Annotated in this window: 10 protein-coding genes; 6 read left to right on the top strand and 4 right to left on the bottom strand. The window is 58.0% G+C overall.

Annotated features, from left to right (window positions below; translation table 11 throughout):
- Positions 1–16: 16 nt before the first annotated feature.
- The 4 genes from EXY20_RS06880 to EXY20_RS06900 form a co-directional block, all read right to left on the bottom strand.
- Complete coding sequence (locus tag EXY20_RS06880; protein ID WP_135549032.1) at positions 17–1054, bottom strand: HD-GYP domain-containing protein; 1038 nt, start codon at positions 1052–1054, stop codon at positions 17–19.
- Between the two features lie 89 nt (positions 1055–1143).
- On the bottom strand, positions 1144–2193 hold the full coding sequence (locus EXY20_RS06885; RefSeq protein ID WP_135549033.1) for an HD-GYP domain-containing protein: 1050 nt from the start codon (positions 2191–2193) through the stop codon (positions 1144–1146).
- A gap of 1194 nt (positions 2194–3387) precedes the next feature.
- Positions 3388–4431 (bottom strand): ThiF family adenylyltransferase, encoded by a 1044-nt coding sequence (locus EXY20_RS06895; protein WP_135549034.1) that lies wholly within the window; start codon positions 4429–4431, stop codon positions 3388–3390.
- A 47-nt stretch (positions 4432–4478) separates the two neighbouring features.
- Positions 4479–5189 (bottom strand): molybdenum cofactor biosynthesis protein, encoded by a 711-nt coding sequence (locus EXY20_RS06900; RefSeq protein ID WP_135549035.1) that lies wholly within the window; start codon positions 5187–5189, stop codon positions 4479–4481.
- Between the two features lie 163 nt (positions 5190–5352).
- Here EXY20_RS06900 and EXY20_RS06905 point away from each other — a divergent pair, with 163 nt between their 5' ends.
- The 6 genes from EXY20_RS06905 to mgtA all read left to right on the top strand — a co-directional run bounded on the left by EXY20_RS06905 (position 5353) and on the right by mgtA (position 12306).
- Positions 5353–5808: a molybdopterin-binding protein gene (locus tag EXY20_RS06905; protein WP_235885389.1), complete on the top strand. Its 456-nt coding sequence runs from the start codon at positions 5353–5355 to the stop codon at positions 5806–5808.
- Positions 5809–5879: 71 nt separating this feature from the next.
- A complete protein-coding gene (locus EXY20_RS06910; RefSeq protein ID WP_235885390.1) occupies positions 5880–7328 on the top strand; it encodes a bifunctional metallophosphatase/5'-nucleotidase in 1449 nt (482 codons plus the stop codon).
- An 83-nt stretch (positions 7329–7411) separates the two neighbouring features.
- A complete protein-coding gene (locus tag EXY20_RS06915; protein ID WP_135549036.1) occupies positions 7412–8224 on the top strand; it encodes an undecaprenyl-diphosphate phosphatase in 813 nt (270 codons plus the stop codon).
- Between the two features lie 117 nt (positions 8225–8341).
- Positions 8342–9436: an HD-GYP domain-containing protein gene (locus tag EXY20_RS06920; protein WP_135549037.1), complete on the top strand. Its 1095-nt coding sequence runs from the start codon at positions 8342–8344 to the stop codon at positions 9434–9436.
- Positions 9437–9590: 154 nt separating this feature from the next.
- Positions 9591–9773 carry a hypothetical protein gene (locus tag EXY20_RS06925; protein WP_135549038.1) on the top strand — a complete coding sequence of 61 codons (183 nt, stop codon included), beginning with the start codon at positions 9591–9593 and terminating at the stop codon, positions 9771–9773.
- A gap of 16 nt (positions 9774–9789) precedes the next feature.
- Complete coding sequence (gene mgtA, locus EXY20_RS06930; protein WP_135549040.1) at positions 9790–12306, top strand: magnesium-translocating P-type ATPase; 2517 nt, start codon at positions 9790–9792, stop codon at positions 12304–12306.
- The last annotated feature ends 48 nt before the right edge of the window (positions 12307–12354 follow it).

Genomic DNA, 12354 nt, shown 5'->3' on the forward strand with positions numbered 1-12354 from the left:
GGTCAGGGCCCGCCCGTTACGGCAGTACGCTTACGATGCGCAGTTCGAGATGACGCGTCAAATCGATGAACGTTTCCTCTACCTGCAGCAGAGGGCGAAACGGATCGGTCGGGTGCATCATCACGATTTGCCCGGTTCTGCCGTTGTTCAGTTGAACCGACTTGCCGATGAAGTGCGGCAGCATCCGGGTGATGAACACCTGGGTAATTTTCGGATCGAGCTTGCTGAAGCCGAGCGCGTGAATTTCGCGCAGCACATCCAGCAAGTCGCGTTCCTTCTGGTACGCCCGCGACGACGTCATGGCGCTGTAAATATCGGCGAGCGCCACGATGCGCGACAGCGGGTGTATTTTTTTGCCGGTGAGTCCGTGCGGGTATCCGCTGCCGTCCAGCCGTTCGTGATGCTCCAGTGCGACGCGGGCCATCAACGGCTGGCGCAAATATTTCACAATCAGGGCGGAGCCGTATTCCGTATGCCGCATCACTTCTTCGTATTCGGCATCGGTCAGCTTCGTCGCTTTGTTCAGCAGTGCCATATCGAACCGGCTTTTGCCGATATCGTGCAAATACCCGGCTTTGCCGGCGAGCAGACAATCTTTCTCCGACTTGCCGAGCCATTTGGCGATAAAATAGGAAAGCATCCCGACCTGTACACTGTGCGTATACGTGTATTCGTCGTTGCTGCGCAGTCCGATCAGCAGGGAAACGACATCCTGCTCCTGGGCGAAACGGTCGACCAGCGGCTCGACGATCCGATCGATGATCGTTTCGTCGATGCCTTTTCCCGCGGAAACTTGCAGGAAAACGATCTTGATGCCTTTCACCGCCGCGGCGTAGGCCGCCTCAAGCGATTTTGGATCGTGGGGGGCGCCAACGGACGGCAAGTCCCGCTTGCGCAGTTCGATGTCGACTTCGGCGATGCGGTGCCGCTTCAGCTTGACGATGTCGATCGCTTCCACTACCGAATCCGCTGCCAAAATATTGACGCCGTTCGTCGTCATTGCATCCGTAAGAAGGCGATCGCCCACTTGCAGGTCGTCGATGGAAATTCTCATGCCGGATCGCCCTCCGCTTGTCGTCTGATTTTTGGGCATGGATCGAAACTTCGGCCAGATCTGATCCCCTCGGAGTATTCATACACGCCCTAAGCGCTTTCATTTATGATGCGGTCGATCTGCAATTGCTGGTTCGAGGCCAAGTCGTGAAACTTGCCGTCGATCGTGACGAGCGGGCGGAAGAAGTCGGTCGGGTTCGTCATCACAATGCGGCCGGTGCGGCCGTCGTTCAACAGCACCGACTTGCCGATGAAATGCGGCATCATGTGGCGAATGAATACCTGGGTGATTCCGGGATCGATTTCGTTGAAGCTGAGCCGGAACAGCTCCTTGAGCACAGTCAGCAAATCCCGCGCCTTCTGGTACACGCGCGACGACGTCATGGCGCTGTAGATGTCGGCGACGGCGACAATTTTGGAAAGCGGCAGCATCCTGTCCGCGCCGATGCCGCGCGGATACCCTTTGCCGTCGAAGCGCTCGTGATGCTCCAGCGCTACGCGAGCGAGCGTCTCGTCTCCGAGCGATTCCTGAATCAAATCGTAACCGTAGATCGTGTGGCGCTTGATCTCCATGTATTCATCGTCGCTTAATTTGCCCGGCTTGTTCAGAACGGCGTTGTCGATCTTGCATTTGCCGATATCGTGCAAATACCCCGCCTTGCCGGCGAGCAAACATTCTTCTTCCGTATAGCCGAGCCATAACGAGATGTAATAAGAAAGCATGCCTACCTGCACGCTGTGGTCGTATGTATAGTCGTCCTTGCTGTTGAGAGCCAGCAGCAGCGACACGACGTCCTTCTGCTGCCTGAAGCAGCTGACAAGCGGCACTACGCTGTTGTTGACGGCGGTTTCGTCGATGGTATCGTTGCTCGCGGCTTGTGCGAACATTGATTTGATCCCTTCCACGGCGGAACTGTAAGCGTGGTTCACTTGCTCCCAGTCGTCGGGAGCGCTTGCGGCCGGCGGTTGCTGTGCCTGGCGGAGATCGATCTGGACGTAGTCGATATTGTGCCGGAACAGCTTGCTGATATCGTCCATATCGAGAACGGTGCCTGCCGACAAGATGTGCAGGCCGTACGAGTTAAACGTGTCCTCAATAATCCGGTCGCCCACTTTCAGCTCCGTTATGCTTACTCTCAATTTCCGTTCACCTGCCGGTCGAAGGGTGTTTACCATTTTATACTAGCAAGGATTCGACTGGTTGACAACGGGAAGATGTCGAGAGAAGTCGAAAATTTCACGATCGTTTGCAAACGCTTCATCACATAAGAAAAATAAGTTTTCACGTGAAGCGGAAGAGCAAATTCCGATTGGCGATAAAACCGGTCTGTTTACGTGGTCGCTCAACAAAAACAGCACCGAGATTAGCACCCGAACCCGAACCCGAACCCGAACCCGAACCCGAACCCGAACCCGAACCCGAACCCGAACCCGAACCCGAACCCGAACCCGAACCCGAACCCGAACCCGAAGCAGAACCAGAACCAGAACCAGAACCAGAACCAGAACCAGAACCAGAACCAGAACCAGAACCAGAACCAGAACCAGAACCAGAACCAGAACCAGAACCAGAACCAGAACCACTACCTTTAAGTGCTTAAATGCATTAAAACTCGCCTCAAACGGCTGGTTTGGACAGCTTAACGGCAAAAATGCACGTACCCATTGCTATTTTCCCAACATTTGGTGCAAGTCGTCGAATCTAAGCGCACTTTAACTCTTAAACTTAACAAACGAGTCTGTATGGCAGTATTTAAGGGCATTTTTGCGTTTAAGCTACGACTGGCTCGACAAGGTGTCTGTTTTCGTATCAAAAGCAGCTCCCCACACACGCCGCGCTCGAACGAACCGTCAGGCTGAAGGTACTACTTGATTGCATGGCTGTTGCGCAGCCATGCGCGATAGGAAGCATCATTTCACGCTCCGGTCGCTGCGCGAAGAATTCCTCTTTCGATTTTCTGATGCCCGGTAGCAACGAGGCCAATAGAATCATCAGAAAACAAGGTGACCGCCGCATCAAGCCGGGCTGGTATTCAAAATAGCCAGTGAAAAATGGCTTATTTATCCGATTGCGCCGGTTTGGGCGGAAATAGCCAGTGAAAACATGGCTTATTTGCTCCGCCAGGCTCCGAATAGGGTGTTTTAGCCGAAATAGCCAGTGATTTCATTGGTTATTTCGGAGGGGGAGCCCGTTTTTAGCCAAATAGGCAATAAAACATGGCCTATTTTAAAAAGTTGGCGATTTATTATGGACTGTGGTATCCTTCCTCAAAATTCGGCTTATTTGCCCCGGCCTGGGCAACGGCAGCGATTTAAGCCGGAGTTTCCGCTTATTCACATGCCGACATACCGGCTGTACAAGCTTTTGGCGACGGCCATGTCATTCGTCCCCTGGACGATGGCGCGCCCGTCGGGAAACAGCACAAGGGTAAGCCCGCCGCCGGGTCGGAATTTGAGCAGGAACGCGTTGCGTTCGACTTGACCGAGCGATGAAAGCGCAAGCTCCTTGTCGCGCAAATCGATGTGCGCGCTGCGCAGCGGCTGAATTTGCACGGCGTCCCGGCCGCATAACGACTGGATCGATTCCGCGTCGCCGCCGGCTTCCAAATAGTCGAACCGACGCAGCGCGCAAGCGGGACAATCCGCCTTGCGCGCTTTCGACACGTCGACCGCCGCCTGGTGATTGTGCCACAGCTCGAAATGGAGCATGCGGCGGTTCAGGTTGGCGCGGTCGCCGACGAGCAGCTTGAGCGCTTCCGTCGCCTGGTACGAAGCGACAACGTGCACGATCATGCCGATGACGCCGGCGGTATCGCACGTTTCGGTTGTGCCTTGCGCCGGCGGCTGGCCGAACAGGCAGCGCAGGCACGGCGTTTCTCCCGGCACGATGGCCAGCGCAACGCCGCGCGAGCTGACGGCGCCGCCGTAAATCCACGGGATGCCGAGCTTGACGCTGACATCGTTGACAAGGAACCGAACGGCAAAATTGTCCGAGCCGTCGAGAATCAAGTCGACGCCGCCAAGCAACTGCTCGGCGTTCGTGACGTTCAAATCGACGACGTGCGGTTCGACGACAACGTCGGCGTTGATGCGCCGCAGCCGTTCCGCAGCCGCTGCTGCCTTCGGCTTGGAAGCGGCGGCATCGGCTTCGTCGTAGAGCATTTGTCGCTGCAGGTTGCTCATCTCGACAAAATCGCGGTCGATCAGCCGCACATAGCCGACCCCCGCCCGCACCATATGGTTGGCGAGCACGGTGCCGAGCGCGCCCATGCCGACGATCGCCACCCGCGAGCCGCCAAGCCTGATCTGCCCCTCGCGGCCGATCGGCGCAAACAGCGTTTGGCGCGAATAGCGGCTGATATGTTCCTGTTCGCTCATGGCGGCACCTCCCTTCTTCGATGTTGTCGGCTTGCGCAGCGGCACGATCAGTCCGCCGCATTCGCGAGCGGGTTCCAAGGCCCTTGTTGATGGCCTTGCCATTCGCTGCCGTCTTCCCATATTTCCTTTTTCCAGATGGGTACGATTTGCTTCAGCCGTTCGATCGCATAGCGGCTCGCTTCGTAGCATGCCGCGCGATGCGGCGTGGAGACGGCGATAACCACGCTGGCTTCGCCGATGGCCACGACGCCGATGCGGTGCGCAATGGCGCACAGGGCGCCGGGCCAGCGGGCGGCGATTTCGCCGCCGATTTGCCGCATCGTGGCGAGCGCCATCGGCTCGTAAGCGTCGTATTCGAGCCGCGTCGTCCGTTTGCCGTACGTCAACTCCCGCGTCGTGCCGATGAACGTCAGCGTGGCGCCGTGATCGGGGCGAAGCACGAGGGCGGCTACCGCATCGGCATCGATCGGCTCGCGCGTGATGGCCGCCATGGCCGGCGCCTCCGGCTCCTGTCCGCCCGAAACGGGCGGGATGAGCGCGATTTCGTCGGCTTCCGTAATCATCGCGTCCGCTTCCGCATAGGCTTGATTGACGGCGATGAATGTCAGCTCGAGCAACGATGCTGCAGCCGGGTAACGCAGCGCGAGCAGCGATTTTAATTGTTCGGCGGCAATGGCCGGGCCGGGCGCCTCGATGTCGATGCGAGGGCCGCCGAGCACATCCGCAAGTCCGGCGAATACGTGAACGGTTAGTTTCATGAATGGATCAGCTCCTGACTCCATACGAGTTGCATTGCTTCAGTTTATCATATCGCGTCGCCGACTGCATGGGATTAGCCAGCCGGGATCGTTTTTTGTATAATAGATAGAATGATCCCGAAATTGCTAGACCGATCCCAAGCATTCCAAGGAGGCGTCGCGGGTGGAAATCGAAATCAGCGAAGGCGGCACGACGGTGCGCTGGCCGGTATCGCAAATGGCGGCGCTCGGTCCGCTGCAGCTCGATATCGGCGATAGAGTGCCCGGCGTCGTTGGCAAAGCGTTTGACGTAACGAGCTGGTACGGCGCCTGGATAACGACGACGGGGCAAACCGAAACCGGCGAGCCGCCGACCCATCTTCAGGTGGAGGCGAGCGACGAATTTTGCGCCACCATTCCGTGGGAGGAGCTTGGCCAGGCGGCATTCCTTTACGAAGAGGACGGCAAGCCGATCCAAAAAGGATTTCCGCTGCGCCTTTACGTGCCGAACGGCAGCAGTGCCTGTCTGAATGTCAAAAGCGTGCTGAAAGTGCGTTTGCTGCACGACCTGTCGCTCGGAGACGAAGCGACGTACGGTTACAAAAACCGGCTGTCGCCGGACGATTTGCGCAAAGGGTAAGTCTCGGCTGACCCCCTGGCGCTCGTCCGACGCCCAATGTTCCCATCGCTTCGGCATAAGGAGGGACGATCTTGCCCGTTTCGCTGCAAAAGCTGGTGATTCTGCATACGAACGATATTCACAGCCATTTCGAGCAAATGCCGCGGATCGCTTCGCTCATCCGTGCGCGCCGGGCGGCTCATGCGGAAGACGCCGCAGGCGTTGTGACGGTCGATGTCGGCGATCATATGGACCGGATGTTCATGGAGACGGAAGGCACCGCCGGCAAAGCCAACATCGCCGTCATGAACGCGACCGGCTATGACGCGGCCGTGCTCGGCAACAACGAAGGGCTGACGTTTCCCGCCGGCACGCTTGCCGCCGCCTACGACGGGCAAGCCCGGTTTACGCTGCTTGGCAGCAACATTGCGGAGCGGCAATCGGGCCTGACGCCCGATTGGTTCGCGCCTTATCGCATCATGACGTGCGGGTCTGTCCGGCTAGGTCTGATCGGCATTACGGCCAGCTTCAACGACTTCTACCATCCGCTCGGCTGGGACGTCGGCGAACCGTTGGCCGCTGCGGCGCGGCTCGTCCGGCAGTTGCGCGGACAAGTCGATGCCATCGTGCTGCTGTCGCATCTCGGCTTGTCCACCGACGAGCGGATCGCCCGCGAGGTGGAAGGCATTGACGTCATCCTCGGCGGACATACGCATCATCTGCTGGAGCAGCCGCTGCGCATCGGCGATACGTACTTGTGCGCCGCAGGCAAGTTCGGGCGCTACGTCGGCGAAGTCGAACTGCTGTTCGACGGCGAGCGCGGCTGCCTGCACGAAGTTCGCGGCCGCTGTCTGGAGGCCAGCGATTATCCGGCCAGCGCCGATATCGCCGCGTTGATCGCCGATTGGCGGGCTGTCGCCGCAAGGCGGCTCGCAGATACGGTGGCGACGCTGGCCGAGCCGCTTCATAACGACTGGTCGCACGAGTCTCAGCTCGGCAACTTGCTCGCCGCCGGCTTGCGCCGCTGGACGGGAGCGGCGGCGGCGCTCGTGAACGCGGGTCAGCTGCTGGACGGCCTTGAGGCCGGACCGGTGACCCGCGAAACGCTGCTCCGGCTGTGTCCGTCGCCGATCAATCCGTGCCTGCTTACGCTGCAGGGCGGGCAGATCGCCCAGGCGCTCGAGGAAGCGCTGCTGCCGGAATTTCAGACGAAGCCGCTGATGGGCTACGGGTTTCGCGGCAAAGTGCTCGGCACGTTATGCCTCGACGGCATCGAAGTCCGCTTCGATCCGGATGCGGAGCCGTATGCGAAGCTGCGGTCGGTGCGGATCGGCGGCAGTGAGCTGCGCCCGGACGACAGTTACGAAATCGCCACGCTGGACATGTTTACCTTCGGCGTTGGTTATCCGACGCTGGGCAAAGGCGGCGGAATCCGCTATTTTTTGCCGGAATTCATTCGCGACGTGCTCGCGGCCGAGTTGCTCGACACAGGAGCGCTTGTCGATTGCGCCAGACCGCGCTGGACGGCACAGCGAAGCTGAAGCTGGGCAGCGGCGCTCCCTGCGGCAGCTTGTTGCGCCGGACAAGCGGGGGCAAAACATAATGATGGAGGAATCGAACGCGGATGGATATGTGGATTGCCGTTGTCATCGGCATTGTGGAAGGATTGACCGAATTTTTGCCTGTTTCGTCGACAGGACATATGATTTTGGCGGGACATCTGATCGGGTTTACCGGAGACAAGGCGGATACGTTCGAAATCGTCATCCAGCTCGGCGCCATTCTGGCCGTAGCGGTGCTGTATTGGCGGCGGGTGCTGCGCCTGTTCGGCATCCAGGACAAGGCGTCGCGCCTGCAGCCGGGGCCGAAGCTCAATTTGCTGCACATCCTGATCGGCATTTTGCCGGCGGGGCTCATCGGGTTCGCGCTGCATAAATACGTCAAGCTGCTGTTCATGCCGGAAACGGTGCTGATCGGCCTTGTCGTCGGCGGCTTGTTCATGATCGTGGCGGAGAAGCAGCGGGGGACGCAAACCGCCGAGAAGATGGACCAAATTACGTACCGGCAAAGCTTCTTTATCGGCGTTGCCCAGGTGCTGTCGCTGTGGCCGGGCTTCTCCCGCTCGGGCGCGACGATCGCAGGAGGCATGCTGGCGGGAACGAGCCGTGCGGCCGGCGCCGATTTTACGTTCCTGATGGCGATTCCGCTTATGGTGGCCGCTTCGGCTTACGACTTTTACAAAAGCATCGACAGCTTCAGCTCGAACGATATCGGCTTTTTCGTCACCGGCTTCATCGTTTCGTTCATCGTGGCGCTCGTTGCCGTCGCTACTTTCATCAAGCTGGTTTCCCGGCTTTCGCTCACTTATTTCTCCTATTACCGGTTCATTCTGGCAGCGGTTATGCTGGTGTTCGTTCTTGCGGGCAAATTAAGCTAGTTCCGCCGTCCTTTCCTTGCCGGGTGCCGTTGCTCTTTTGCGGCTTATCCTTTACAGTAAGGAGACAAGAGGACAAGAACCATCTGCATAAGAGCGTAAAGGGAATGGGAGAACAACATGCGTTTGCTGCCAATCAGCCTTTGCCAACCCGGTATGCGTCTCGGGAAAAAGATTTACAACGAAGAAGGGCTCGTGCTGCTCGGCGAACATGTCGAATTGACGGAGGCGCTGCTCCGCCGCCTGACGCAGCACGGCATTTGTTTTCTCTACATAGATGACCCGCGAACGGACGACATCGTCGTCAGGGAACTGCTGCGAGACGAAACGCGGGCGGTGGCGATGCAGACGATTCGCACCCATTTTCGCCGGCTGATGGAAGATTCCAACCGGAAGAAGGCCGTCAACCAGCAAATCGGCAAAGCGTTCCGCGAAGTGGTCGGCCTGCTGATCGACGATTTGAGCCGGCATTCGGACGCGATGATTATGCTGACGAGCATGCAGCTTGCGGATCACTACTTGTACCAGCATTCGCTTAATGTTTGCATTTACGCGACGATCATGGGGCTGACGCAGAAGCTGTCGCGCGAGGATTTGACCGTCTTCAGCCTGGGCGCGCTGCTGCACGACATCGGCAAAACGCAGCTGCCCCCGGCGATTTTGACCAAACCGGGCAAGCTGACGGATGACGAGTTCGAAGCGATGAAGCAGCATACCGTGTACGGCTACCGGTTGCTGAAGGACGAGCCGAACATTTCACTGCTGTCGGCGCATTGCGCGTTCCAGCACCACGAGCGGATCAACGGCAGCGGCTATCCGCGCGGCATCGCCGGCGAGCAGATCACCGAATATGCGCGCTGGATCGGCGTTGTCGATTCGTACGACGCGATGACGACGCACCGGGTATATCGGGACGCGATGCTGCCTCACCAGGCGATGGAAATTTTGTATACCGGCGCGGGAACGTTGTACGACAAGGAGAAGATCGAGAAGTTTCGCGACAAAATCGCAATCTACCCGCTTGGCGTCTCCGTGACGCTCAGCACGGGCGAAGCGGGGGTCGTGATTGATCTCAACGCGGCGATGCCGCAGCGCCCGATCGTACGCATCCTGCAAGACCCGGACGGGCACGAGCTGGAGGAGCCTTACGAAATCGATTTGTCGAAGAAGCTTTCCGTCATGATTGCCGCCGTCGGACTTCATACGCCTTTATAAATTGCGAAGCCCTTGGTTGCGCCGACGCGCAAAAGGGGCTTTTTATTTCGCGGGCAACCCGGGACAAAGAATCGCAACATCTTTTATATGTAAAATCGGACAGTCTGCAATAAAATGATGGATGAAGCACACGAATCGGGAGGATGGAATCGAAATGGCAGTTAACTGGTGGTTGGCGCTGATTATTATCGTGGTGGTGAACGGCATCATTCTATGGGAGTGGCTCATGTCGACAGAGCCCGTGAGCCGCAAAATGAGAAAGTGGTTTTTTATCGTGGGGAACGTCATCGCCGTTGGTCTTGCTGTCGCCGAACTGATCTGGCTTGATTTCGAATAAAACGGGAGGCCCGCGCATGAGCGATCCGCTGCAAAAAAGCTTCTGGAATCAATCGGTGGCGTCATTGATGAAAAGCCTGGACACGACGCTTCAAGGGTTAACGCAAGACGAGGCGGCGGCAAGACTGGAACGGTTCCGAGCGGACCTGATCAAGCCGAAGCAGCGATTCGCCATGCTTGCACTGGCCTTCAATCAAGTCAGAAGTCCGATTACGTTGATTTTGCTGATCGCCGCCGTGCTGTCGTTTTTTTTGCGCGATAATACGGATGCGGTCATTATACTGGCGATCGTCCTGATCGGCGGCATTCTCGGCTTCTTGCAGGAGCGGGGAGCCGCGAGCGCGATGAAGAAGCTGCTGGCGATCGTCCAGATCAAGTCAAGCGCGATCCGGGGCGGCGTCCCGCTTGACGTGCCCGCCGAGACGCTCGTTCCCGGCGACGTGATCATGTTGAAATCCGGCGACATCCTGCCGGGAGATTGCGTCGTGCTGGAGGCGAAATTGTTGTTCGTGAATGAAGCGGCGCTAACCGGCGAAACGTTTCCCGTCGAGAAGGTTCCCGGCGTTGTGGAAGCGGATTCGCCGCTGGCGCATCGCACCAACACGCTTTATATGGGGACCAATGTGGTCAGCGGCACGGCGCAAGCGTTGGTCGTCCGGATCGGCAACAAGACGGAGTTCGGCCAAATTTCCGAACGGTTGAAGCTGCGGCCCGCCGAGACCGAATTCGAGCGCGGGGTGCGCAAATTCGGCTACATGCTGATGGAGATTACGATCGCCCTCGTATTTGCGATCTTCATGGTCAATCTGTTTCTGGATCGGCCGGTGCTCGACTCGTTTCTGTTCTCGTTGGCTTTGGCTGTAGGGTTGACGCCGCAGCTGCTGCCGGCGATCATCAGCATCAACCTGTCGTATGGCGCCAAGATGATGGCGCGCCGCAACGTCATCGTCAAACGGCTCGCTTCGATTGAAAACTTCGGCGGCATGGACGTGCTGTGCTCCGACAAGACGGGAACGTTGACCGAAGGCACGGTGAGGATCGATTCCGTTGTCGACGCCGGAGGGGCCGCCAGCGAGGAACTGGAGCGATTCGCCTATCTCAACGCGCATTTCGAGTCTGGGTATGCGAACCCGATCGACGAAGCGATCATCGCTTACAAATCGTTCGACGTCAGCGGCTGTACCAAGCTGGATGAAATCCCTTACGACTTTACGCGGAAACGGTTAAGCGTACTCGTTGAAGAAGGGGAGCAGCGCTTCATGGTGACCAAGGGCGCGCTGCACAACGTGCTCGACATCTGCTCCTTCGTTCAGGAGGAGGACGGTACCAAAACCTCGATGGCCACCGAAAGGGAGAGGATCGTTGCGCAGTTTGAAGCGTTCAGTCAAAGAGGGCTGCGGACGCTGGGCGTCGCCGTGAAACGGGAAGATGGCCTGGAGAAGATGACCAAGGACGATGAGCGGGATATGGCGTTTCTTGGTTTTCTGCTGTTCGAAGATCCGCCAAAGCCGGGAATCGCGGAGACGGTGCAGCGGTTTAAGCAGCTTGGCATTGCACTGAAGATGATAACGGGCGACAATTGCCTCATCGCCGCCCGCATCGGCGCGCAAATCGGCTTGCTGTCCCCCAGGGTGCTGAGCGGCAAAGAGCTGGCCGCGATGAACGACGAAGCGCTGATGCATCAAGTGAACGTGTTCGATATATTCGCGGAAGTGGAGCCGAACCAGAAGGAACGCATCATTCATGCGATCAAAAAATCGGGTCATGTCGTCGGCTACATCGGAGACGGCATCAATGACGCTTCCGCCTTGCACGCGGCGGATGTCGGCATTTCCGTGGACACCGCGGTGGACGTCGCCAAGGAAGCGGCGGATATCGTGATGCTGGGCAAGGACTTGAACGTGCTGGTGCAAGGCGTCCGGGAAGGCAGGAAAACGTTCGCCAACACGATGAAATACGTTTTTATGGCCACAAGCGCGAATTTTGGCAATATGTTCAGCATGGCAGGTGCTTCTCTCGTTCTGCCGTTTCTGCCGCTGCTGCCGAAGCAAATTTTGCTTACGAACCTGCTGACGGATTTCCCGGAGATGACGATCGCTTCGGACAAGACGGACGAGGAAATGATCGATCGGCCGCGGCGCTGGGACATTGGCTTCATCCGCAAATTTATGATGACGTTCGGCATCGTCAGCTCGGTGTTTGATTTTATTACCTTCGGCGTTCTGAAATATGGGCTGCACGCAACGCAGGAGCAATTCCGCACTGGCTGGTTCATCGAATCCGTCGTGTCGGCGTCGCTGATCGTATTGGTCATTCGTACGCAGAAATCCACTTTGCGAAGCAGGCCGGGGAAGCCGCTGCTCTGCGCGACATTGGCGGTCGTTGCCGCGACGCTGGTGCTGCCGTTCACCCCGCTCGGGGGCATTTTTGGATTCACTTCGCTGCCGGGCGGCATTTTGGCGGCGGTTGGCTTGATCGTCATTGCGTATATGTTTACGGCGGAAATGGCGAAAAAAATTTTTTACCGCACATGAATGGATAAGGTCCGATTCGCGCTGGGCGGACACGTACGCGCCGGCCCG

Source organism: Paenibacillus cymbidii (assembly GCF_004764705.1).
Taxonomy (GTDB): domain Bacteria; phylum Bacillota; class Bacilli; order Paenibacillales; family NBRC-103111; genus Paenibacillus_AN; species Paenibacillus_AN cymbidii.